This is a genomic window from Natronomonas salsuginis (genome assembly GCF_005239135.1).
GTDB classification, from domain to species: Archaea; Halobacteriota; Halobacteria; order Halobacteriales; family Haloarculaceae; genus Natronomonas; species Natronomonas salsuginis.
This window is the reverse complement of the sequence record NZ_QKNX01000003.1, coordinates 274,332-295,923: the sequence shown is the minus strand read 5'-3', so window position 1 is coordinate 295,923 and position 21,592 is coordinate 274,332. Positions and strand designations below refer to the sequence as shown.

The 21,592-nt window shown below is 65.5% G+C and carries 22 protein-coding genes and 1 pseudogene; 12 read left to right on the top strand and 11 right to left on the bottom strand.

What is annotated here, in order from left to right; all coding sequences use genetic code 11:
• Nucleotides 1–183: 183 nt before the first annotated feature.
• Nucleotides 184–939, top strand: coding sequence for an orc1/cdc6 family replication initiation protein (locus tag DM868_RS09805; protein WP_187349121.1), 756 nt, complete (start codon nt 184–186; stop codon nt 937–939).
• A 511-nt stretch (nt 940–1,450) separates the two neighbouring features.
• Here the strand turns inward: DM868_RS09805 and DM868_RS09800 are convergent.
• Nucleotides 1,451–1,816 (bottom strand): annotated as a pseudogene (locus tag DM868_RS09800) (amidohydrolase family protein); the annotation flags it as partial.
• Between the two features lie 99 nt (nt 1,817–1,915).
• Here DM868_RS09800 and DM868_RS09795 point away from each other — a divergent pair.
• The gene (locus DM868_RS09795; RefSeq protein WP_137276700.1) at nt 1,916–2,125 is read left to right on the top strand and encodes a hypothetical protein; all 210 of its coding nucleotides are present in this window, start codon (nt 1,916–1,918) and stop codon (nt 2,123–2,125) included.
• Between the two features lie 52 nt (nt 2,126–2,177).
• On the opposite strand, the gene DM868_RS09790 is transcribed toward DM868_RS09795, so the two are convergent.
• Both DM868_RS09790 and DM868_RS09785 read right to left on the bottom strand, forming a co-directional pair.
• The gene (locus DM868_RS09790) at nt 2,178–2,618 is read right to left on the bottom strand and encodes a Rieske (2Fe-2S) protein (RefSeq protein ID WP_137276819.1); all 441 of its coding nucleotides are present in this window, start codon (nt 2,616–2,618) and stop codon (nt 2,178–2,180) included.
• A 194-nt stretch (nt 2,619–2,812) separates the two neighbouring features.
• Nucleotides 2,813–2,998: a hypothetical protein gene (locus DM868_RS09785; RefSeq protein WP_137276699.1), complete on the bottom strand. Its 186-nt coding sequence runs from the start codon at nt 2,996–2,998 to the stop codon at nt 2,813–2,815.
• Between the two features lie 274 nt (nt 2,999–3,272).
• Here DM868_RS09785 and DM868_RS09780 point away from each other — a divergent pair, with 274 nt between their 5' ends.
• Entirely contained in the window at nt 3,273–3,704 is a 432-nt protein-coding gene (locus DM868_RS09780) for a lasso peptide biosynthesis B2 protein (protein WP_137276698.1), read from the top strand.
• A gap of 22 nt (nt 3,705–3,726) precedes the next feature.
• On the opposite strand, the gene DM868_RS09775 is transcribed toward DM868_RS09780, so the two are convergent.
• Nucleotides 3,727–5,535: an ABC transporter ATP-binding protein gene (locus tag DM868_RS09775; protein ID WP_137276697.1), complete on the bottom strand. Its 1,809-nt coding sequence runs from the start codon at nt 5,533–5,535 to the stop codon at nt 3,727–3,729.
• A gap of 137 nt (nt 5,536–5,672) precedes the next feature.
• Between DM868_RS09775 and DM868_RS09770 the strand changes: the two genes are divergently transcribed.
• The 3 genes from DM868_RS09770 (at nt 5,673) to DM868_RS09760 (ending at nt 8,597) form a co-directional block, all read left to right on the top strand.
• Nucleotides 5,673–5,957 (top strand): PqqD family peptide modification chaperone, encoded by a 285-nt coding sequence (locus tag DM868_RS09770; RefSeq protein WP_170964475.1) that lies wholly within the window; start codon nt 5,673–5,675, stop codon nt 5,955–5,957.
• A gap of 508 nt (nt 5,958–6,465) precedes the next feature.
• Entirely contained in the window at nt 6,466–7,380 is a 915-nt protein-coding gene (locus DM868_RS09765; protein WP_246049052.1) for a hypothetical protein, read from the top strand.
• Nucleotides 7,374–8,597, top strand: coding sequence for a nucleotidyltransferase domain-containing protein (locus DM868_RS09760; protein ID WP_137276694.1), 1,224 nt, complete (start codon nt 7,374–7,376; stop codon nt 8,595–8,597). The genes DM868_RS09765 and DM868_RS09760 overlap by 7 nt, the downstream gene beginning before the upstream one ends.
• Before the next feature lie 4 nt (nt 8,598–8,601).
• Here DM868_RS09760 and DM868_RS09755 read toward each other — a convergent pair whose 3' ends face one another.
• The gene (locus tag DM868_RS09755; RefSeq protein ID WP_137276693.1) at nt 8,602–8,988 is read right to left on the bottom strand and encodes a cupin domain-containing protein; all 387 of its coding nucleotides are present in this window, start codon (nt 8,986–8,988) and stop codon (nt 8,602–8,604) included.
• Nucleotides 8,989–9,100: 112 nt separating this feature from the next.
• Here DM868_RS09755 and DM868_RS09750 point away from each other — a divergent pair, with 112 nt between their 5' ends.
• The 4 genes from DM868_RS09750 (at nt 9,101) to DM868_RS09740 (ending at nt 11,982) form a co-directional block, all read left to right on the top strand.
• Nucleotides 9,101–9,850: an alpha/beta hydrolase family protein gene (locus DM868_RS09750; RefSeq protein WP_137276692.1), complete on the top strand. Its 750-nt coding sequence runs from the start codon at nt 9,101–9,103 to the stop codon at nt 9,848–9,850.
• 152 nt (nt 9,851–10,002) lie between these two features.
• On the top strand, nt 10,003–10,146 hold the full coding sequence (locus tag DM868_RS15130) for a hypothetical protein (protein ID WP_170964474.1): 144 nt from the start codon (nt 10,003–10,005) through the stop codon (nt 10,144–10,146).
• Between the two features lie 48 nt (nt 10,147–10,194).
• Nucleotides 10,195–11,676: an Hvo_1808 family surface protein gene (locus DM868_RS09745; protein ID WP_137276691.1), complete on the top strand. Its 1,482-nt coding sequence runs from the start codon at nt 10,195–10,197 to the stop codon at nt 11,674–11,676.
• 57 nt (nt 11,677–11,733) lie between these two features.
• On the top strand, nt 11,734–11,982 hold the full coding sequence (locus DM868_RS09740; protein WP_137276690.1) for a glutaredoxin family protein: 249 nt from the start codon (nt 11,734–11,736) through the stop codon (nt 11,980–11,982).
• A 15-nt stretch (nt 11,983–11,997) separates the two neighbouring features.
• On the opposite strand, the gene hemL is transcribed toward DM868_RS09740, so the two are convergent.
• Nucleotides 11,998–13,338 (bottom strand): glutamate-1-semialdehyde 2,1-aminomutase, encoded by a 1,341-nt coding sequence (hemL, locus tag DM868_RS09735; RefSeq protein WP_137276689.1) that lies wholly within the window; start codon nt 13,336–13,338, stop codon nt 11,998–12,000.
• Between the two features lie 400 nt (nt 13,339–13,738).
• On the opposite strand from hemL, the gene DM868_RS09730 reads away from it, so the two are divergent.
• Nucleotides 13,739–14,254 (top strand): phage tail protein, encoded by a 516-nt coding sequence (locus DM868_RS09730; protein WP_137276688.1) that lies wholly within the window; start codon nt 13,739–13,741, stop codon nt 14,252–14,254.
• 6 nt (nt 14,255–14,260) lie between these two features.
• Here the strand turns inward: DM868_RS09730 and DM868_RS09725 are convergent, their stop codons facing one another.
• From DM868_RS09725 to hemB, 3 genes are all read right to left on the bottom strand, one after another.
• Entirely contained in the window at nt 14,261–14,731 is a 471-nt protein-coding gene (locus tag DM868_RS09725; protein ID WP_246049058.1) for an Lrp/AsnC family transcriptional regulator, read from the bottom strand.
• An 11-nt stretch (nt 14,732–14,742) separates the two neighbouring features.
• A complete protein-coding gene (locus DM868_RS09720; RefSeq protein ID WP_137276686.1) occupies nt 14,743–16,563 on the bottom strand; it encodes an ammonium transporter in 1,821 nt (606 codons plus the stop codon).
• A gap of 326 nt (nt 16,564–16,889) precedes the next feature.
• Nucleotides 16,890–17,870, bottom strand: a complete 981-nt coding sequence (gene hemB, locus DM868_RS09715; protein ID WP_137276685.1) for a porphobilinogen synthase — start codon at nt 17,868–17,870, stop codon at nt 16,890–16,892.
• Nucleotides 17,871–17,960: 90 nt separating this feature from the next.
• Here hemB and DM868_RS09710 point away from each other — a divergent pair, with 90 nt between their 5' ends.
• Nucleotides 17,961–18,428, top strand: a complete 468-nt coding sequence (locus DM868_RS09710; RefSeq protein ID WP_137276684.1) for an MGMT family protein — start codon at nt 17,961–17,963, stop codon at nt 18,426–18,428.
• Here the strand turns inward: DM868_RS09710 and DM868_RS09705 are convergent.
• Both DM868_RS09705 and DM868_RS09700 read right to left on the bottom strand, forming a co-directional pair.
• On the bottom strand, nt 18,425–19,840 hold the full coding sequence (locus DM868_RS09705) for a PAS domain S-box protein (RefSeq protein ID WP_137276683.1): 1,416 nt from the start codon (nt 19,838–19,840) through the stop codon (nt 18,425–18,427). The two genes, DM868_RS09710 and DM868_RS09705, sit on opposite strands and share 4 nt — an antisense overlap.
• 203 nt (nt 19,841–20,043) lie before the next feature.
• The gene (locus DM868_RS09700) at nt 20,044–21,507 is read right to left on the bottom strand and encodes an acetyl-CoA hydrolase/transferase C-terminal domain-containing protein (RefSeq protein WP_137276682.1); all 1,464 of its coding nucleotides are present in this window, start codon (nt 21,505–21,507) and stop codon (nt 20,044–20,046) included.
• Nucleotides 21,508–21,592 lie beyond the last annotated feature (85 nt).

Here is a 21,592-nt window from a genome sequence, read left to right as displayed (position 1 = left end):
CTAATCGCGAATATTCCTCAGCACGAGATCTCGCCTCGACTACGCGCGCGCGTATACCAGGTTAGATAGGAGAACCGCCCGGGGGGTGGTCAGCCTGCCCGAAATCATGCGAACTACCACCAATCCGGACAAGCGGACACGCCCCGCGTCCGCTTAAGTGATCCCCAGCAGAACGGTCTCGATATGATACAGGACGCGCGGGTACTCCAAGACGAGTTCATCCCCCGCGAGATCGTCCACCGACACGAGCAGATGAATCGGCTCGCCGCCGCCCTCGAGCCCGTTGTCGAAGACGGTACACCGCAGGATGCGCTCCTCGTCGGTCCCTCCGGTGCAGGCAAAACCTGTCTCGCTCGCCACTCGCTCGACAAACTCAACGAACAGCTGCTCGACGTCGACGATCTCGATCTCGAAGGAGATCGGCCAAATGCCACGGGACCGGGAATCAAGTTCGTCCATCGGCCAGATCAAGGAACGCCGCTGAAGAACAAGCACAAGAGCGAGCGCTGGAACAGCATCAGTGCCGGCGTTGCTCGAGTGCTCGATGACTACATCAGCGACCAGCGGGTCGAAAGTTACGATGAACACGGGAGAGAGCCGCTGATTTCGACCAAGCACGGACGAATGACCCATAGCTCGATTCGAACCAAAATGTACCAGGTCTCTCGCCCGTGCTGGTACGGGGACGGGTGTCCGCACGATCGCGAGATCGAGACGTGTGAGGCAACCGAGGTGGGAAAGCGAAGTCGCTGTCCGTCAGCTCGCTCCCCGCACGACTTCCGAAGTGGGAGGCTCACTTACTACAGGATCAAGGAAGTCGACAAGACGGTGGTGAGCGATCGGATGGATGCGAGCGAGAAGGTCCTCGACAAACACTACGATCGCCGATCGGAGCGACAGAAGGCTGAACAGCGCCGTTCGCACCTTCCAGATCTATGATCGGGAGTGAGTTCGGCACTTCTGCGATACGGTGTAGAGGGTTATTTGGGCGGGGAGGGCGGACTTGTCCTACTGACGATTTGTGACCGAGTGTAGATCGACTTTTCTGTCCTCGTGAGCGAAGCGAACGAGGGCTCAGAAGTCGCGCGCAGCGAAGCGAGCACGTCTTCCGGTTTTCACATCGGGGAAGGCGGACTCAGTTTCCATGATTATACACGACGAGCGAAGCGAGTGCGTAGACTCATCAAGAGCGATCCCGACGGTGAGCGAATCGCATCAGCATCGAGGAGATCAACTCGACGGGGCGTCACTCCGAAGCCCGCGTCACGAGTTCGCTCGCGCGCTCGGCGGCCTCGCGTCGGACGCGTTCCTAGTCGAGCGTGAGGAGCTCCCGGTCGCGCATCACCGCGTCGCCGTCGCAGACGGTGTGTCGCACGTCCGACCCCCGAGCGGCGTAGACGAGATGGCGCACGGGATCGTGAATCAGGGTCAGGTGCAGAGCCTCGAAGTCGACGCCGAAGTACATGTCCGCGAAGGTCGTCGTCCCAGAGCGGATCATCTCCACGGTACCGAGTTCAGCGCCGGCGCGGATGTCGGGCCCGGTCAGCTCGGCCTCGATGGGCCAGACATCCTCGCGCAGCCAGGCACCGACCGGCTTGTCGTCGGCGTAGCCTCGAAAGAGCGTCATCGGAGCGTGGGTGTGGGCGCTGACGAAACCGGGGATGACGAGGTCGCCCGTGGCGTCCAGTTCTGTGTCACCCGTGAGATCCGGGCCAACGTCGAGAATCTCACCCGCCGCGGGATCGACCAGCACGTCAGCCTCGCTGGCCGAGAGATCGGGGAGGAGCACCCGTCCGCCGCTGATACGGAGCGTCATGAACGGTGTATCCGGCTGGGGTGGATACTCCGATTGGTTTCGCGTCGGCTCGCGGCGTTTCCAAGTGGTTTTATCCCTCGTTTCGCTCAAGTATATACAATGGGAGACACCGGAGGGCTGCGTGCAGCCAAAACCACGGGCACGTTCATTCTCGTCGGGCTATCGATGTGTATCGTCGGCTGGCTTCTGAGCACGATCGTCCCCTCGCTCGCGGTTCTCCTGTGGCTCTTCGGCATCCCGATCGCCATTTTGGGGCTGCCGATCGGGGCGGTCGTTTGGTTCGCAAGCCGACGCGAGGTCGACGACTGATCGGTCGCGCGCCTGCCGGGGACGACCGAAACAGTGAGCGCGCCGGAGACAATCAGAATCGGAGGTGAGAGGTCGAATCCGGCCCGTCCCCGGAATCGTCGGCATCGTCATCCGCGCTCGGACCGTCGTGGAGATACGTCGCGTCCTCGTCGGTCAGATACACCTGTCCGTCGTCGACGGTGACCTCGATCGAGGCGAGCGTCGACCCGTCGGCGGGGCCGTTTTCACAGTCGCCCGAGCAGCTATCGAATATCGAGCCGTGTTTGGGACAGACGACGCCGCCGTCGCGGACGACGACGCCGACGCCCTCGCGGTACAGTCGTTGGTCTTCGTGGGTGCATCGATTGATCCACGCTTCGATGGTGGAGTCGGCGTCCTCGCAGGGGACGAGGACCACCTCGATGTCTTCGCCGCGACCGTCGCGGGCGGTGAACAGCCAGGAGCCGGAATCCAGCACGGTTTCGACGCTCGTGAGCCGATAGCGCATCGCCATGTCGTCGGGGAGGGCCGTGGACGGTTTCGAACTGTCGGTACCGGCCACCGAGAGTCACCCGGATCCCGGCGGTCGCCGAGAGCGGGCGTCTATCGGCGGTCGACGAACTCGACGATCTGCTCGGCGCACGCGCACTCAAAGAAGCGGGTCGTCGGTGGGTGGCGGGCGAAAGGGCGACAGTCGAAACGATCCGGTCAGGCGTCGGGATCGAACGGCATCGGGAGTTTCGTCTCGTCGCCTTGATCGGCGATCAGGTCATCGAACCCGGAGACGTCGTTGCCGATCAGCTTCGTGCTCGAACCCGACGGGTGAACCGCCTTGGGGTCAAGCCCCGAGGCACTCGGCCTGCTCAGCCTGTAGAGGACCGCCGGACCACTCAAACGGAAACGATCCTAACTGAGAGCGGCCACAGTTCTGGCTGACCCGTCGAACTGGTCGACGCTTCCGACGCGGTGTCGGACGTCGATCGATTTCGACGGTAGCGACGGATCCGGATCGGTCGCGAGGGGGCGCGATAGGGCCCGCACCCGTCCCGGTAAATCGGGCTATAACTAATCCAGGGCGGGGTGTGATGTCGCACCATATGGAGCCACGAGCATCGTCTCTCCGGACGCCGGTCGGTATCGAGCAACAAACAGAGAGGCCCGGGGAGTAATGATCACCACAGCTCGTAAACTCGTCTCGTTATCCCGGGGTGAGCTGCTCTTACTCGGAACGACGACGGTGTTACTCCTCACGAGTCGAGCGTTGCTCACCCTCGTCAGGTTGGATTGGACCCACCGGGCGCTCGATCGGCTCGTTCGCGTCCTCCCGCCTTACGCGTCCGTACGCGATCCGGACACGATTCCGTGGGTAGTCGCGGTTACGGACGCCTACATCCCGATCTACTTTTCGTGTCTCATGCGTGCGCTCGTCGGCGAGCGGCTGTTCGCGGTGAACGGGTACCGAACGCAGATCCACCTCGGCGTGGCCAAAGACGACGAGTTCGAAGCCCACGCGTGGGTCGAGCGTCGCGGGGAGATCGTGATCGGCGAACTCGACGAACACGCCAGATTTCGGCCGTTGGATACGTACTGTCCACCGTGAGCCGGGGGACGGATTCCCCACCTCAGGCGTGCTCGATGCTGCCGTCCTGTATTGAGTGGAGGTGCGCGTACTTCCCGTCGTTTTGAATCAGGTCGTGGTGGGTACCGGATTCGGTGATTCGACCGTGTTCGACCGTGTATATGCGATCGGCACCGCGGACCGTCGAGAGCCGGTGGGCGATGGCGACGACCGTTCGGTCGTCCCCGAGGCGTTCGATCGTCTCGTGGATGCGCCGTTCGAGATCCGAGTCGAGATCGCTCGTCGCCTCGTCAAGGATCAAAAGCTCCGCATCGCTCAACAGGGCGCGAGCGAGCGCGACGCGCTGGCGCTGTCCACCGGAGAGTTTCACGCCGTTGTCCCCGAGGACAGTGTCGTAGCTGGCCGGGAGATCGTCGAGAAAGTGCGCGATCTGTGCGACCTCGGAGACACGTTCTAGATCGCGGTCAGGGACGTCCCGGCCGGTCGTGAGGTTGTACCGGAGCGTGTCGTTGAAGATGTGGGGGTCCTGTCGCACCATCGCCACGTTGTCGCGCCACTCGCGAAGGTCGAACTCCTCGACCGGCGTACCGTTGGCTCGGATCTCCCCGTCGGTCGGATCGTAGGTCCGAGCCAAAAGCGAGACGATCGTCGATTTGCCCGCCCCGGAGGGGCCGACGATCCCGACGAACTCGCCACGGTCGATACGGAGCGAGATATCGTCGAGGACGATCTCACCGTCGTCGTAGGCGAACGACACGTCGTCGAATTCGACGGTGTCGATTCGATCCGGTGCCGGCCGCGTTCCGTCGTCCGGCTCTTGGTTGTCCGCCAGCCGATCAACGAAACGGTGGGTTCTGACGAGGTGCGGCAGGTTCCCCTCGATGGCGTAGATCGCCGAGTTCAGACCGCTGATCCGCGGACCGAGGCGGAACATGGCGAACAGGAACACGCCGAGCGCCGAGATCGACAGCGCGAGGTACGTGATCGCGACGTATATCAGCCCGAACAGGACGATCGCCACGCTGAGTTCGTAGAAGCTTCCGATCGCGATCTGATTTCTGTACAGCGCGATCCGAGAGGTCGTGTATCGATCGACGATCTCGTGAAACTCTTCGAGGAGATGCTCGGTCATCCCGAACAGTTTGATATCACGGATTCCCTGCGTGCCGGCCTGGACGTTCTCCTGGACGCGCTCGTTCGCGCTCGCGACCCGATCGCCGACGGTGTAGCCGGGTTCGATCACGTGACGGATGAGATACGTCAAACCGCCGAAGACGACAGTGGCTAGCACCGTCAGGGCGGGCGCGATGAAGAGCGCGATCGCCGCGTACATCAGACACAACAGCGTCTGCTGGACGAGCGAGAGGATCTGTTGGATGGCTCCGCTGGCGTACTGCGTCTGCGTGATGATAGCGTTCAGAATGTCGTCTGATCCCTCGTCATCGTAATAGGAGACGGTCGCGCCCAAGGCGAGTTCGTAGGCGTGCGTCCGGAGGTACCGCTCGTACTCGACGGTGAGCATCGACGCAAGCCAACTCGAGAGAAACGTCACGGAGTATCGAACGACCATGACGGCCGCGAGCCCGCCGATCAAAAACTCGAGCGTGAACGGGAGCCCGAGCGCCAGATACGCCTCGAGGAAGAGCCCCGTGACACCGCCGGCGTTCTGCGCCGCATCGCCGCCGGCCTGGGCGGCCTCGATGATAGGGAACAGGAACGTGAGTCCGATCCCTTCGAGCAGCGTGCCGAGAAGACTCAACACGAGTACGAAGCCCATGAACACTGGGCGGTGGTGAGCGACCGCCTGCAACGAGCGCAGTTTTTCGGTCGTCGAGATGTCCGGCTCCGTCATATACGCGTACCTGCGAGTACCACAGGATAGTTATGAAGTTGTTATAGAGCGCGACTAACACGAGTCGAGGAGAGCCTCCGACTGAGACGTGTCGTAATCGATGAATAACTATGATGCATCCGTGCCGACGGAAGCGCATGTCCGCAGTCGACACGACCACGACCGTTACGGCGAGCGATCACCCGACGACGACCACCGTCGACGGCGAGTTGATGCTTCTCAACACCGACACGGGGATGTATCAGGGGCTCACCGGCGTCGGCCCCCGAGTCTGGGAACTGCTCCAAGAGCCGACGACGGTGCAGCGGATCGTGGAGACGATCACGGAGGAGTACGACGTGCCGGCCGAGACCTGTGAGCGAGATGTCCTCGAGTTCGTCCGGACGATGGCCGACGAGGAACTCGTCGAAATCGAGCCGTAGGGGAGCGTGTGGTACCGGCGGCGGCCGCGTGTATACATTAGAAGCGGTGAAAGTATCCAAGAAAGCACGTTCTACTGAGCGAGACAATAATCGAATAGAGGTTATAACAATGATAGTACTGGATGAGTGCTATGTGGGTGTCAAACCCATGGAAGACTACGCAGCACCGACGGTCGAAACGTACGGGAGCGTCGAGGAGCTCTCCGAATCGATGGACGACGGCGGCTACGGTGACAACAACTACAACGAGCAGTCGTGATCGGTCGTAACGCGGCCGCCGATGGACGCTCGGGCTGATTCGCAGGACCAGTCCGCGCTCCACACCCTACACGGACACCATTTTTGCAGTCGAACACGGGAGCGCGCCGGCATGCGAAACCGCGAGTTATCAAGCGCATAAATATACTCGACCGAGGTGATAGACGTAGCGCATGTGGGTGGACGCCAGCGAGCGTGCGTGGGTCGACGGAGTATCAACCGAGCGATGCGGAGACGGGAGGTGTCCCCCGTGAGAGCGACCGCGACCCCGTCGTACGCCGCATTCGGGCTGACGGTTCGTTCGGATCTCGACCTCCCGGAGCTTCCGAGACGAGACGGATCGGCGGGCGAGCAAGCGGACGTGACGATCACCGTGGGCGAGATCGGTCGACCCGAGGGCGCGAGGGCCGACGAGGGGACGATCGAGTACGTCGGCCCTGACGAGTACTATCTGACGTTCGAGGTCGTCGATGTCGCGGTTCGGGACGGGCGCGAGATCGTCGTCGCTCCGAAGGGGGACGTGCCGAACGAGGTCCTCAGACACGTCGTCCTCGGGCCGGCGTTCAACCATCTGCTTCACCAGCGCGGACACTTCGTGTTGCACGCGAGCGTCGTCGACGTCGAGGGCTCCGCGGTCGCCTTCCTCGGCGAATCCGGGCAGGGGAAGACGACGACCGCGATGGCCTTCCTGCTGGATGGGTACCGAGTCCTGAGCGATGACGTGGCGACGATCGCGTTCGGCGACGACGGGGCCGCGGTTCGCGGCGGCTATCCCGCGATCAAACTCGATCCGGCGGTCGTCGACCGCTTCGACGTCCCCGTCGGCGAGCCTCGGGGGATCAGCGACGCGCGGGAGCGACACTTCCATCCGCTTCCGTACGAGCAGCCGTCCGAACCGGTTCGGCTGGAGCGCGTCTACGTGCTGGAGGACGGCAAGCGCTTCGAGGTCGCGGGGTTCAGCCCCGAGATGCGGATGATGAAACTGATCGAGAACACCTACACTGCCGGGCTGCTTTCGGACGACGCGACCGCGGTCTCGAACTTCGGTCAGTGCGCCAAACTCGCGGCGGCGGTCGACGTCAAACGCCTCCGACGGCCGCGCAATCTCGGGGGGTTGCCGCGGCTCGTCGAGCGAGTGATCGGGGACCTCGAAGACACATGTTGACCGAGGCGACCCCGGAGTTCGAACTCCTCGCGCGGTGTGTCCGACCCGACGGTGCGGTGGCGACGGGCGAGCGCCTCGACGCGGTGCTCGCCCGAGACCCCGACTGGGATCGAGTCCTCGAGCTAGGCCGGCGACACGGCGTCACGCCGCTTTTGAACCGGGGCGTACAGGAGCTCGACGCGTCCGAAGCCGGGATCGGCGTTCCGGAGCGCGTTCGGTCGGCGCTGACCGAGCGGACCAGATCGACCGCGATGCGCAACATCCGGTCCGCATCGGAGCTTCGCGAACTCCTTGAAGCGTTCGAGGCGCGCGGCGTTCGCGCGCTCCCGTTCAAGGGGCCGGTGCTCGAAGCGTTCGCCCACGGCGAGATCGGAATGCGCGCGTACGGGGACCTCGACGTCCTCGTCCCTCGCGAGGACGTTACCGCGGCCGTGGACGTGCTCGAGGCCGCCGGGTACGAGTGGGTGGACGCGCCGAGACTCGACGACGCGGCGATCCTTGGCGGGCCGTTCACGAAGCCGCTGGTGGCCGAGTACGAACTGCAGCGCGACCGGGCGAACGTCGAGGTTCGGTGGCGCATCGGCGACGCCGACCAGCCGTTCGCGCCGGACGTCGAAACGTGCTGGGAGCGCCGGGAGACGGTCGCGGTCGCCGGCTACGACGTCCCCGCGCTCGCCCCCGAGGATCGGCTCCGAATGCTGGCGTTTCACGGCACCAAACACAAGTGGCACCTCCTGAAGTGGGCCTGCGACTTCGTCGCGGCACTGGCGGCGACCGACGTGGACTGGCCGGATCTGCTCGCGGAAGCGCGGCGGCACGGCGACGAGAGACGGCTGCTCATCGGGGCGGCGCTGATCGATCGGCTCTTCGACGTATCCGTTCCCGACGCCGTTCGCTCGCGTGTCGAGGCCGACTCGCGCGCCGATCGCCTCGCCGCGGCGGCCGTCGAGGAGCTCTGCGCGGAGCGGACGACCCGCCCCGAGCGGCGCGATCGGGTCGCCTACACGGCGCGGGCGACCGACTCGGTCGGCGATTCGCTGCGAACCGTGCTGTACCACTCGCGGCTGCACCCGGGGCTCTCGGAGTACCGACTCGTGCCCCTGCCGGGCGCGCTCCACCCGATCTACTACCTCGTCCTCCCGCTTCGACTCCTCGCCGAGCGGTCGCCGTTCTCGCTCGGTGAGGCGCGGGACGAGGGGCCGATCGACCGGGTGTGACCGATCATGCCTCGGGCTCGTAGCCGTGCGCGTCGTCGACCGTGGGCGCGCCGATCGCCAACGCCCGGACGGGGGCGTCGGCGTCCTCGGGGTTGTGCGCGCGGTGGGCGTTGCCGGGGTCGACGACCAACACCTCGTCGGCGTCGACAACGAACTCGCCCCTAGGCGTCTCGACATGGAGCGTCCCTTCTAGGACGTAGAACGCCTCCGTCTGTTCGTCGTGATAGTGATACCGCAGCGGGAGCTGTTGGCCCGGTTCGGCCTCGTAGACGCGGAGCCCGAAGGGCGCGTTCTGAAAGTCGAGGCCGGCGGCGACGCTGATCGATCGCACGTCCGCGTCTCGGTTGTCCCACTGATCGAGGTCGGAGACTGCAATGTGATGGTAGCTCATACCACACGTTCCACACGGGGGTCTTAGAACGTTTCGGGGCGGGGATCGTGTCGGGGGCAACGGCCGAGAACCGACGGGAACAGATACGGTGGCGGAACGCGGAGCGTCGACAATGCAGGTCGAACACGAGATACCAGTCGACGGGAAGACTGTCTCGGCGGTTCACCACGAGGCGGCGAGCGATGGCGACCAGTGGCTCGTTTTCTGTCACGGGTTTCGCAGCGACAAGACGGGAAGCTACGAGACGCGGTGCGAGCGCGCGGTGGAGGAGGGCTACCACGCCGTCCGGTTCGACTTCCGGGGGAGCGGCGAGTCCGACGGCGCGTTCGCCGACGCGACGCTGACGACCCGGATCGACGACCTGCTCGCCGTGGTCGAGCGGTTCGATCCGCCGTCGTACGCACTGTTCGGCTCCAGTTTCGGAGCGAAGGTCGCGTTTCACGCGGCCGCACGGGCGGGCCGACCGAGCGGGATCGGCGAACCGGTCGTGATCGTCGCTCGAGCGCCGGTGACGTACAATCGCGCGTTCGACGAATACCGCGAGATCATCGACTCCGAAGGCGTCCTTCGGTACGACGCCGACCACGCGATCGACCGCCGCTTTTTCGACGACTTCGACGGGTACGCGTTCGCGGACGTGGTGGACGCGCTCGATCTCCCGGTGGCGCTCTTTCACGGGAGCGACGACGAGTCGGTCCCGATCGCCGACACCTTCGAGGCCGCCGCGGCGCTGGACGCCGACGTGCTCGTTGCGAAGTACGCGGGGGAGGGCCACCGATTCTCCCGGGCCGGCGAGAAACGACTCCGGGCGCAGACGTTCGGTTGGTTGTCGACCGTCTGGCCGGCGGCCGGACCCGACTGAGCTACCGAACCGATATCCACGAACGTGTCCAACACGCCGCAGTCCATCGGTTGAAAGGTCGGCCCCATTATTAGCGCTCCGCCACGAACGACGGATGAGGCCGTCGGAGCCGCGGCGGGCCGACCGGCGCGACCGACGGAGGGGAAACAGCGATGACACTGCTCACACGCGTCCGAACCCTGCTCGGGAACGATACTGTCTACGAGTGCCGCCACTGCGGGACGACGCTGGAGTCGGAACTCGACGAGTGTCCGACCTGCGGAAACGGCACGGTCGCCCGCTACGAGATCCGGTGACGGAGACTCGCGGCGGGTTTTTGATACTGCGGTCCCGTAGTCACGGCAATGACTCGACGGCCGACGGTCGCCATCGCCCTGCTCGTGGCGGTGGTGCTGGCCGGATGCACTGTCGGCTACCAGCCGGGACTCCCCGACCGGCCAACCTCCCCGACCGAGGAGCACCTCGGCACCTACGACGGCTACCGCTACGACGAGACGATCGAGATCGATCAGTCCGACGGCCTCACGGATCGCGAAACCGAGGCCGTCGTCTCGCGGGCGATGGCTCGCGTGCAACTGCTCCGAGGGCTCCGCTTCGAGGAGGACGTCGAGGTCGAACTCCTCACCCGCGAGGCGTTCCGCGAGGAGTACGACGACGTCTGGCGCGCGCCCGACGAGGACGTACGGGCGCTCGACAACGCCCAGTACGAGGCGCTGTTTCTGGTCGGCCCCGACGAGGATGTCGTCGATGTCCGCCGAGGGAATCGCGGCGGGACGGTGCTCGGCTTCTATCAGCCCAGCACCGAGCGGCTCGTCATCGTGAGCGGCAACGACCCGGCGACGCTGGACGACGAGTTGACGCTCGCCCACGAGTTGGTCCACGCCTTACAGGACCAACACTTCGATCTGGGGTCGATCGAGGCGACGACGCTCGACGGGACGAACGCCCGAAACGGGCTGATCGAGGGCGACGCTTCGGTGGTCGAGCAGGCCTACGAGCGCAACTGCGAGACGGGCGAGTGGCAGTGCGTCGAGACGGATGTGAGTTCCGGCGGCGGGCTGTCGCCCGATTTCCACTGGGGCGTGTACTTCCTCGGGTTCTTCCCGTACGCCGAGGGGCCGACGTTCATCGACCACCACCGCGAGGCCGGCGGCTGGGACACGGTCGACCGAATGTACGACGAGTACCCGACGACGAGCGCCGAGATCGTCCGCCCGGCGAGCTACGGGACGGACGCCTACGGCGACGTGATCGTCCGCGACCGACACGACGGTGGCTGGGAGCGCGTCCGGGTCGAGAACGGCTCCGACGCCGCGAGCGTCGGGCGAGCCGGGCTCGCGACGATGTTCGCCTACACCGCCTACGCCGGCGATTCACCGAGCGTCGTCGACAGGGAGGCGTTCCGAAACGCCGGAGCGGACGGCCTCGATTCGACGCGGCCGTACACCTACGACGTCCCCTACACCGAGGGCTGGTACGGCGACCGCCTCCACGCCTACGAGCGAAACGGCGAGACGGCACACGTCTGGAACGTGACGTTCGACGACGCCGAGAGCGCGAGAGTGTTCGCGGAGGGGTACGGACGGGTCGCGGCCCACTGGGACGGCGAGCGGGCCGACAAACCGGCCGGCGGAACCGTCTGGACGTTCGACGAGCTGGGTCGGTTCGACGGCGCGGTCTGGATCGACCGCGACGGGAACGCGGTCACCGTCGTGAAGGCACCCTCGGTGTCGGCGCTGGGCGAGGTGTACGCGCCGGCGGCGGCGGACGGAACGGGAGCGCAACCGAGCACACGCGCTCCACCGGCATCTGCTGTCGCGGATTGACGCGGGACGGACACAACACCGTCGCGCTCTTTAGTGACCCGCGTCTACGGACGGGCGATGGCGAACATTACCTTGTACGAACTGCCCGGCTGTCCGTACTGTGCGAAGGTCGTCGACAAGCTGAACGAACTCGGTCTGGAGTACGATAGCATCGAAGTCCCGCGAGCGCACGGCGAGCGGACCGAAGTCGAGAACGTGAGCGGTCAGACCGGCGTCCCGGTCATCGTCGACGAGGAACACGGCGTTGACGGGATGGCCGAGTCCGACGACATCGTCGCCTATCTCGGCGAGACGTACGGGGCCTGAACGGCGAAGAGCGGACTACAGCGCCTCTTTGTACGCTTCGAGCGTCTCCTCGACGTCAGATTCGGTGTGGCCGTAGGCGACGAAGTTCGCTTCGAACTGATTCTGCGAGACGAGGATTCCCTGTTCACGCATCGCCGGCCGGAACAGCCGGGCGTACCGGTCGGTTTCGGCGCGGCGCACGTCGGTCCCTCGCTTCGGGCAGGCGTCGTACCGGCTACACGCGTGATCCTGCCGGCAGCCGTTCGCACAGCACTCGTCCTGCGGTGCGCCGTCGGCGCGGGTGAAGACGAGTTTGAACAGCGAGTCCGAGCCGACGACGGTGTACTCCGGAGCGTGGTCGGCGACGATGTCGGAGAGCCCCTCGCGGAGCCGTCGACCCAGCCCGTTGACGTGATCGTACACGTCGTTCTCCGCACAGAATCGCAGCGTTTCGAGGCCGGCGGCCATCGTCACCGGGTGTCCCGAGAACGTCCCGGCCTGAAACACGTCGCCCGCGGGCGAGAACTGCTCGACGTACTCGGTCTTGCCGCCGATCGCGCCCACCGGGAAGCCGCCGCCGATGATCTTCCCGAACGTCGTGAGGTCCGGATCGATATCGAACTTCCCCTGCGCACACTGGAGGCCGCCGACGCGGAAGCCGGTGATGACCTCGTCGAAGATCAACAGCGAGCCGTACTCGTCACAGAGGCTCCGGAGCTCGTCGTGGTAGCCGTCCTCGGGGTAGACGATCCCCATGTTCGCCTGAATCGGCTCGACGAGCACCGCCGCGATATCGTCGCCGTGCGTCTCGAAAGCGGCCTCCGCAGCGGCGGGGTCGTTGAACGGCACCGGAACCGTGTGGTCGGCGAACGCCTGCGGAACGCCGGCGCTCGATGGCTTGGGATCGTCGGCGTCGCCCGACACGAGCGTCGTCTCCTGTGCGCCGTGGTAGCCGCCCTGCATGATGAGGATCTTGTTTCGCCCCGTGATCGCGCGCGCGAGGCGGCAGGCCGACACCGTCGCTTCGGTCCCACTGTTGACGAAGCGGATCATCTCGACGCTCGGGACGTGCCGGCAGACGAACTCCGCGTGTTCGACCTCGATTTCGGTCGGCATGCCGTACATCGGTCCCTCGGCGGCCCGCGATTGGACCGCGGCCTGCAGCCCCTCGGGCATGTCGTGACCCAAGAGGAGCGGGCCGAGCCCCTGTATCCAATCGACGTACCGGTTGCCGTCGGCGTCGATCACGTGGCCGCCGTCGCCGCGGTCGACGAAGATCGGATACGGCTGCGGCGCGGCGCGGACCGAGGAGTTGACGCCGCCGGGCATGACCGACAGCGCCCGATCGTACAGCGACCGCGAGGCTTCGTGGTTCATGTCATGCCCTTCTCCCCGTGCCCCGAAAGGCTTACTGTCAAGTCCCATCGCCGGTCACGAGATGCCGTCGTTCGGGGACATCCACACGGACGTCCAACATACGGCCCGATAGTAGGCCGAATGATCCGAATTTTGCGGTGGGAAAGCGAGTATTGCAGGGTTCGATCGAGCGATATACGTCGGTGTCGTACGGCCGCGTGCCGCGACGGTCGCGGTATCGGTCGCGCACAGCGCTCTCAACACGAACCGAAACGGCTGGCATCCGTCGGTTCCTCCGTGGGGTCCAACCCGGACCCGATTTTCCGCGCCGAACGCTGACGCCGGAACCCTTTCGACCCCCGTCCGCGCAGGTGGGTCGATGACGCTCAAGAGCTTAATACACCGTCTGCGAGGGTGGGTCATGGTACGATTCGCCGTGAACACGCACAGACGTGCCCCGTACAAGCGATTCAATTTCAGCGTCCAGTGGGACGGCCGACCGGTCCCGGGGATCACGCGGGTGAGCGGACTCCGACGGACGACGGAACCGGTCGCCGACCGAAGCGGCGGCGGGTCGAACGCCTCCGAGACGAGTCCGGGGCTGACGAGCCACGACCCGATCGTGCTCGAACGCGGACGGACTCAGGATCGATCCTTCGAGGAGTGGGCGAACAAGGTCCACAGCGTGGGCGCGCACGGGAAGGTCTCGCTCAAAGACTACAAGAAGAACGTCATCATCGCCCTGGAGAACGAGGCCGGACAGCAGGTGATGGCGTTCGACGTGTACGGCTGTTGGCCGTCGGAGTACACCGCGCTGGGCGATCTCGACGCGGCGGCGTCGGGAACCGTCACCGAATCGATCACGCTCCAACACGACGGTTGGGAGCGCGACGACGAGGTCACCGAACCCGAGGAGCCGTCGTTCGAAAAGGAGTGACCGCGGTTAGGGCGGCGTCGAGTCCGGGATCGGACAGTCGTTCTCCCGACGCATCGAAACGACGGTGTCAGTGTCGATCCCGCACACGTCGGGATCGTCGTGCAGTTCGCGGAGGCAGGCCCCGATCGCCGCCACGTTCTCGAACAGCCCGATCGCGAAGACGCTCTCGGGGCCGCTCGTGTGATACACCGTGGTGAACGCGGAGCGCGAGCGAAGCCGATCGGTCACGCGATCCACCGCGCCGAGATCGACGCGAAGCCGGAAGATGATCGTCTCGTAGCCGAGTTCCGCGTAGTCAACCATGGCGGTGTAGCCGTCGATCGCGCCGCGTTCCTCGAGCGCCCGGACTCGCTTTTGCACCGTCGTCGGCACCGCGTCGATGGCCGCCGCGACATCGCGAACGTCGGCGCGACCGTCGCGACACAGCGCCGCGACGAGTCGCCGATCGAGCGCGAGCGATTCCGCGTCCGGTTCCATCGTCGGCACGCTCAGACCGCGTCGGTGCCGACCTCGTCCGTTCGGATCTGGTACGCCTCCTCGACCGGCAGGATGAACACCTTGCCGTCACCGGGTTCGCCGGTCTTGCCGCCCTCGCACATCGCCTCGGCGACGTCCTCGGCCGGGATGTCGGCGACGACGCACTCGACTTTGACCTTCTGGTGGAGGTCGACGCTGTACTCCTCGCCGCGCCACTGGCCGGTCTTCGCCGGCTGGGAGCCGCGGCCGGAGACGTTCGTGACGGTGAGCGAGGGGGCGCCGATCTCGGCGAGGCCCTCCTTCACATCCGAGAGCTTGTCGGGGCGGATGTACGCCATAACCATCTTGATTTCGCCGTCGTTCGGCAGTCCGCCGTCGGATAGGATCCTGTCCGACGAGGATCGATTCGCGTCGTCGCTCACCTCACCGCCATCCGCGCGGATGCGTTCGTCGACGCCACCGTCGGTGCGGATGACGCCGTTGTCGTCGCCGGTGACGCTACCGCCGTCGGTCGCGATCGCGTCCTGGCCGCCGAACTCGGGGTAGGTGTCGACGCCGTGTTCCGAAACGTCGAGCCCGTCGCGTTCGTGGTCGGGCGAGACGCGCGCCTGGCCGATCGCCTTGAACACGCCCCAGACGAGCGCCGTCGCAGCGACCGTCCAGATCGTGATGACGAGCGTGCCGGCGATCTGCGGGACGAACATCGACGCTTCGACGCTCAGGATGCCGCCGGGGACGACGCCCGCCCCGATGGGCGTCCCGCCGGTCGACCACAGCGGGAAGAGGACGATACCGAGCGCGCCGGCGCTCCCGTGGACCGGGAAGACCGCACAGACGTCGTCGATCTTGAGTCTCTTCTCGACGAACTCGAAGACGAGCGGGAGCTGGGCTCCGGCGAGGAGGCCGAGCATGAGTCCGCCCACCGGGGTGAGCACGTCCGCCGTGCCCGTCACGCCGACGAGGCCCGCGAGCATGCCGTTGGCGACGTACAGCGTGTCGACCTTCCCGGTTCGGGCGAGCGCCATCGCACCGGCACCGAGCGCGCCCATCGCCATGCCGAGCGTGGTGTTCATCGCGACGCGACCGACGATCTCCCAGCCGGCCCCGAGGACGACCTCGCCGCCCTCGACCGCGAAGACGTTTACCGAGGTGCCGACATTGAATCCGTACCAGCCGAAACACAGGATGAGCGTTCCGAGGACGGCGAACGTCATCGAGTGACCGGGGATGACGTTCACGGAGCCGTCGTCGTTGAACCGACCCATGCGCGAGCCGAGCATGTACGCCGCAGTTAAGCCCGCGATCCCACCGACGCCGTGGACGATCATGCCGCCCGCGAAGTCGTGGAATCCGAGGCTGGCGACGAAACCGCCGCCCCACGTCAGCCCGGTGACGACCGGGTAGATGACCGCGGCGACGAGGAACGTGTAGGTGACGTACGCGCGGAGTTTCGCGCGACCGGCGACGGCTCCGGAGACGATCGTCGCCATCGTCATCGCGAAGACGGCACCGAACAGCCAGTTGACCCAACCGAAGTTACCGGCACCGAACTGGCTCAGCGGCCCGTAGCTGCCGCCGGAGCCGGTCAACACCGCGACGACTCCGGAGACCCCCGCACCGAGGATGAAGAACACGACGACGCCGACCGACCACGTCAGCATGTTCTTCGTCAGCTGGTTCGCGACGTTCTTCGATCGGACCTGTCCGGCCTCCAACATCGCGAAGCCGGCGTGCATGAAGAAGATGAGGAACGTCACCACGAGGATCCACAGCCAGTTGACCCCCTCGGCGATCGCCTCGGCCCCGGTCTGGATCGGCACCGCTTCGATCATCGTCCCACCTCCGGACTGTCACGGATAACATTTCCATACACGTCCATACTTTTCCAAATTTTCGCCACGTTTGTGTTCTGCATTACGTGATAGCCTCATGAAAGAGATCTATATAAATGTTGGAGTTTACATAGACCCATATTTTACTGATTATGTGGACAGTCGTCAGATATAGGTGATAATAATAGTAATATAAGGTCGTTCCTCGTCAGAAAGTCCGCGGTCTTCGGCGTCGATTTCTGGACGAACGTCAGCCTCGAAACCCGTCGAATTCTCGTTTTTCACCCAAAATCCGCTCGCGCGCGCACCCCGATGGCGAACGCTCGCTACAGGAGCTCGGCGATGTCTTCGGCGAAGTACGTGACGATCAGATCCGCGCCGGCCCGCTTGATCGACAGCAGCGACTCGTGGGCGACCTCCTCGAGGGAGAGCCAGCCCCGGTCGGCGGCGGCGTGCAGCATGGCGTACTCCCCGGAGACGTTGTAGGCGGCCACGGGGTGGTCGTACTCGCGGCGGAGATCGGCGAGGATATCGAGATACGGCAGCGCGGGCTTGACCATCAGTACGTCCGCGCCCTGCTCGACGTCGAGGGCGATCTCGCGTCGCGCCTCGCGCGCGTTCGCGGGGTCCATCTGGTAGTGGCGGCGGTCGCCGAACGCCGGCGCGCCGTCGGCGGCGTCGCGAAACGGCCCGTAAAACGCGGACTCGTACTTCGCGGCGTAAGACATGATCGGCAGGTTCTCGAAGCCCGCCCGGTCGAGCGCTGCCCGGATCGTCCCGATCATCCCGTCCATCATTCCCGAGGGGGCGATCATGTCCGCGCCGGCCTCGGCGTGCGAGACCGCGATCCGATCGAGCAGCTCCAGGGTCGCGTCGTTGTCGACGGTCAGGTTCGGATCGGTTTCGGCCCCGTCCTCGAGGACGCCGCAGTGGCCGTGGTCCGTGTACTCGCAGAGACAGAGGTCGGTGATGACGTAGGCGTCCGTCTCGGCGGATATCTCGCGGACGGCGCGCTGGACGACGCCGTCTTCAGCCCACGCGCGCGTCCCCATCTCGTCTTTCGACTCGGGGATACCGAACATCATGACGGCCTCGACGCCCGTCTCCATGACTTCGAGCACCCAGTCGGCGCTCTCGTCGACCGGAACGCGCTCGTGGCCGGGCATCGAGTCGATCTCGACCCGTTCGTCGGTCGTCGCGTCGACGAAGATCGGGGTGACAAGATCCGTCGGCGACAGCGTGGTTTCGCTGAGAAGCGGCCGAACGCCGTCCGTCCGGAGCCGCCGGGGACGATCGCGTGGTTCCATACCCGCGATTATATCCCGACTCTGATATGGGTTGTCGTCGCCGGGCGAACTGTCCTGCATCTTCAAAACGTCCCCGCCCGAAGCAGGGGTATGAACGCACAGCCGGATGCAGGTATCTACGCCAGACGATCGCCGTATCTGGAGCGTTACGTCCAGATCGGCGGCGCGAGCGGGCGGGTGCTCTCGGTGTCGTTCCCGGAGACGCCCGAGGACGACGCCGGAGACGACCACCCGCTGTTGGATCGGATCGAGGCGTACCTCGAGGGCGAGCCCGAGGACTTCGACGACGTGGACGTTGCGATGACGATGGCGACCAACCACCGGGAGGTCTTGGAGTCGGTCCGGACGATCCCCTACGGCGAGAGCGTGACGGTACGCGCGCTCGCGGGGATGGTTCCCGGGCTCGACCCCGAATCGGAGGACGACGGCATCCTCGTTCGGACCGCGCTCGACGAGAACCCGACCCCGCTCATCGTCCCGGATCACCGGATCTCGGACGGACCGAGCGCCGCGCCGCCGCCGGTCGAACAGCGGCTCCGGTCACTCGAAGGGCTCTAGTCGGTAACGACGTCGACGCCGGTGATCTCGAAGCGCGCGCCGCCGTCGACGCTTTCACACACGTCCACGTCCCACCCGTGTGCCACCGTGATCTCTCGAACGATCGAGAGGCCGAAGCCCGTCCCGTCGTCGGCCGTCGTATAGCCCGATTTGAAGACGGATTCGCGTTCGTCTTCAGGGATGCCAGGACCGTCGTCGGCGACGTAGAAGCCGCCGGGGAGCACCCCAACAGCGATCGTCACTTCGGATCCGGCATGTTCTATCGAATTTCGGATCAGGTTGCTGAACAGCTGTCGAAGGCGGTTCTCGTCTGCCATGACGCTGCCAGTGGCTTCGATCCGTATTTCGGCGTCGGCCGTGGCGGTCGTCTCCCAACACTGTGAGACGCAGGTCGCGAGATCGACCGCCTCGAGCTCGTCTATCGCCCGCCCCTGTTTCGCCAGCGCGAGCACGTCATTTATCAGTTCGTCCATCCTCTCGTGCGCGTGCGAAACGGTCTCGAAGTGTGGGCTTTCGCAGTCTTCGGCCGCCAACTCGAGATGACCCGACGCCACGCTCAGCGGATTCCGAAGGTCGTGGCTGATGACGTCCGCGAACTCCGCCAGCTGTTCGTTCTTCCGGCGGAGGCGATCTTCGGCCCGTTTTTGTTCGGTGATGTCGATGTACGCTCCGAGCGCCTCGTCGCACTCCTCGCCGGCGAGCGGCGTGGCCTCGAGCAGAAACGTCCGAGTTTCGCCGGCGGCGGTCCGGCGGATCACCTCTCGGTGGACCGAGTCTCCTCGAAGGATTCGGTCGTTGACGTCGCGTGCCGTTTCGGAGTCGGCGTCATCGACGATGTATTCGTCTAGCGACGATCCGGCCAGTGTCTGTTCGGCGAAGCCGAACTTCGCATCGAAAGCCTCGTTGGTCCGTGCGACGATCGGCGTCTCCCCGTCGAAGGACGTGAGTACGAGCGGCACAGGGACGGCATCGAGCAAACTGGCGAACCGATCCCGCTCTCGCCCGAGCCGTTCGCGATACGTCTTCAGTTCGGTGATGTCCTCGTTGACAGCGACGAACCGAGTGATCTCGCCGGACTCGTCGGTGACGGGCGAGATCGTCTGGTTGGCCACGTATTGGTCGCCGTGTTTGCGCTCGTTGATTATTTCGCCCTCCCAGACGTCGCCCATGAGGATGGTATCCCAGAGTTCTTGATAGAAGCGGTCGTCGTGAGCACCCGACTGGAGGATGTTGGCGTTGTTCCCGACCGCTTCCTCAGCGGTGTACCCCGTCTGCGCCTCGAAGGCGGGATTGACGTACTCGATGGTCCCATTGATGTCCGTCCAATATATCGAGTGACCGGCGCTCTCGACCACCTCCCGAAACGTCCCAAGATCGGCGTCAGTCCCCGATGAGGCCTCCTCGAAACCCATCGTGGGAACCGTACTCGCTGGAGAGTGTAATAATTACGCATCCTCTTGGGAACTCCCGTGGACCCACACGGCTCGGTGTTGTTTGGCGGTGGTCGCCGCACGGGGGCTATGGGTCATCGACGGAGCGTATACGAGCGCGCAAACTCACAGCGAAACGCGATTTCGCCACGGATCGGACGGCGAGCGCGGAATCGGCGGCCGCCTCACCCCTGCTGTCGCTCCAGCGGCCACTCGAGCGCCGTCTCCAGGTCGTGCGGGATGTGGCCGCCGTACTCGGCGGCGCGCTCGCGGTAGGCGTCGAGGTCCGAGCGGAAGGAGGGGTCGGCGACCTCGACGATCGCGTCGGCACGCTCGCTCGCACCGAGCCCTCGGAGGTCGGCGACGCCGTGTTCGGTCACGACGATGTCGATGTCCTGTTCAGTGTGGTCGACGTGCGGGGCCATCGGGACGATCCGCGAGATATCGCCGCCCGCAGCGGTCGAGGGCAGCGCGACCACGGTCACGAGGCCGGCGCGGTTGAAGTCGCCGCTCCCGCCGACGCCGTTGAGCACCCGCGTGCCGTTGACGTGCGTCGAGTTGGCGTGCCCGTAGATGTCGACTTCGAGCGCGCTGTTGACCGCGACGACGCCGAAGCGCCCGATAAGTTCGGGGGCGTTCGAGACGCAGACGGGCCGAAGCACGACGCTGTCGGCGTATGAGTCCATTGAGGAGAACAGCTGATCCTGCCCGTCCCGCGTCAGCGCGAGCGTCGTCGCCGACGCGGTCCGAAGCGTTCCCTCGTCGATCAGATCGAGGAGGCCGTCCTGAATCACCTCGCCGAAGTAGACCAGCTCGCGGTCGACGTCGAGGTCGCCGAGCGCGCGCATCAGCGCGTTCCCCATCGCGCCGACGCCGAACTGCAGGCGGATCGACTCCGTCATCGTCGGGTTCGTCTCGGCCTCGGCTTCGAGCCACTCGCCAAAGTTCGCGCCGATCGCGAGATCCACCTCCGTCGGCTCCCGGAAGTCGTAGGTCGAGTCGCGGCGATCGGTCTCGACGACGGCGACGAGGTCGTCGGGGTCGAAGCGAACCTTCGGGTCGCCGATCCGGCCGCCGGGCTCCGAGAGCGGAATCGGCTCGCGGTCCGGCGGCGCACCGGGCAGGTAGATGTCGTGGAGCCGTTCGAGGTCGAGCGGCTGTTTGCGGTTCACCTCGACGATGAGTTCGTCGGCGGCCGCGACGTAGGAGACGGTCGCGCCGATCGACGGCGACGGAATGAACCAGTCCTCGCCGACCGCGACGGCCTCGACGATGGCGACGTCGACACCGTCGACCGCGCCGCCGAAGCGCACCTCATCGCCGAGCTGTGAGACGTGCCGATCGTGGAACGCGACGCGGCCGTCGTTGGCCGCCTCGCGGACGGCTGGCGTGCCGAGGTACGGGAACCGTCTGACCAGATCGCCCGATTCGACGAGTGCCGTGTCGATCTCCTCGCCGACGCTCCCGCCGGTCAGGATCGTCAGGCCGCGACGTTCGCCCGCCGCGGCGATTGCCTCGGGGACGGCTTTCGGGTAGCCGACGCTCCCAAAGCCGCTCGTCGCGACCACCGCGTCCTCGGGGACGAGTTCGGCCGCCTCCTCGGCGGTCCGGATCGGCACGTCGCCGTGGAACCGTTCCTCGGTCGTCACGCGTGTCTCCCCCTCACCGCTCGTCGTCCGGCCACCGCGAACGGCGTTGTCGGAGCTGTGTCGACGTTCATACGCGATCCGACGG

What these genes read in the sequence shown, in the direction of transcription:
- DM868_RS09805 (WP_187349121.1), top strand. Translation starts at nt 184, where the DNA reads ATGATACAGGACGCGCGGGTACTCCAAGACGAGTTCATCCCCCGCGAG.
- DM868_RS09795 (WP_137276700.1), top strand. Translation starts at nt 1,916, where the DNA reads ATGGGAGACACCGGAGGGCTGCGTGCAGCCAAAACCACGGGCACGTTC.
- DM868_RS09790 (WP_137276819.1), bottom strand. Translation starts at nt 2,618, where the DNA reads ATGGCGATGCGCTATCGGCTCACGAGCGTCGAAACCGTGCTGGATTCC.
- DM868_RS09780 (WP_137276698.1), top strand. Translation starts at nt 3,273, where the DNA reads ATGATCACCACAGCTCGTAAACTCGTCTCGTTATCCCGGGGTGAGCTG.
- DM868_RS09775 (WP_137276697.1), bottom strand. Translation starts at nt 5,535, where the DNA reads ATGACGGAGCCGGACATCTCGACGACCGAAAAACTGCGCTCGTTGCAG.
- DM868_RS09770 (WP_170964475.1), top strand. Translation starts at nt 5,673, where the DNA reads ATGTCCGCAGTCGACACGACCACGACCGTTACGGCGAGCGATCACCCG.
- DM868_RS09760 (WP_137276694.1), top strand. Translation starts at nt 7,374, where the DNA reads ATGTTGACCGAGGCGACCCCGGAGTTCGAACTCCTCGCGCGGTGTGTC.
- DM868_RS09755 (WP_137276693.1), bottom strand. Translation starts at nt 8,988, where the DNA reads ATGAGCTACCATCACATTGCAGTCTCCGACCTCGATCAGTGGGACAAC.
- DM868_RS09750 (WP_137276692.1), top strand. Translation starts at nt 9,101, where the DNA reads ATGCAGGTCGAACACGAGATACCAGTCGACGGGAAGACTGTCTCGGCG.
- DM868_RS15130 (WP_170964474.1), top strand. Translation starts at nt 10,003, where the DNA reads ATGACACTGCTCACACGCGTCCGAACCCTGCTCGGGAACGATACTGTC.
- DM868_RS09745 (WP_137276691.1), top strand. Translation starts at nt 10,195, where the DNA reads ATGACTCGACGGCCGACGGTCGCCATCGCCCTGCTCGTGGCGGTGGTG.
- DM868_RS09740 (WP_137276690.1), top strand. Translation starts at nt 11,734, where the DNA reads ATGGCGAACATTACCTTGTACGAACTGCCCGGCTGTCCGTACTGTGCG.
- hemL (WP_137276689.1), bottom strand. Translation starts at nt 13,338, where the DNA reads ATGAACCACGAAGCCTCGCGGTCGCTGTACGATCGGGCGCTGTCGGTC.
- DM868_RS09730 (WP_137276688.1), top strand. Translation starts at nt 13,739, where the DNA reads ATGGTACGATTCGCCGTGAACACGCACAGACGTGCCCCGTACAAGCGA.
- DM868_RS09725 (WP_246049058.1), bottom strand. Translation starts at nt 14,731, where the DNA reads ATGGAACCGGACGCGGAATCGCTCGCGCTCGATCGGCGACTCGTCGCG.
- DM868_RS09720 (WP_137276686.1), bottom strand. Translation starts at nt 16,563, where the DNA reads ATGATCGAAGCGGTGCCGATCCAGACCGGGGCCGAGGCGATCGCCGAG.
- hemB (WP_137276685.1), bottom strand. Translation starts at nt 17,870, where the DNA reads ATGGAACCACGCGATCGTCCCCGGCGGCTCCGGACGGACGGCGTTCGG.
- DM868_RS09710 (WP_137276684.1), top strand. Translation starts at nt 17,961, where the DNA reads ATGAACGCACAGCCGGATGCAGGTATCTACGCCAGACGATCGCCGTAT.
- DM868_RS09705 (WP_137276683.1), bottom strand. Translation starts at nt 19,840, where the DNA reads ATGGGTTTCGAGGAGGCCTCATCGGGGACTGACGCCGATCTTGGGACG.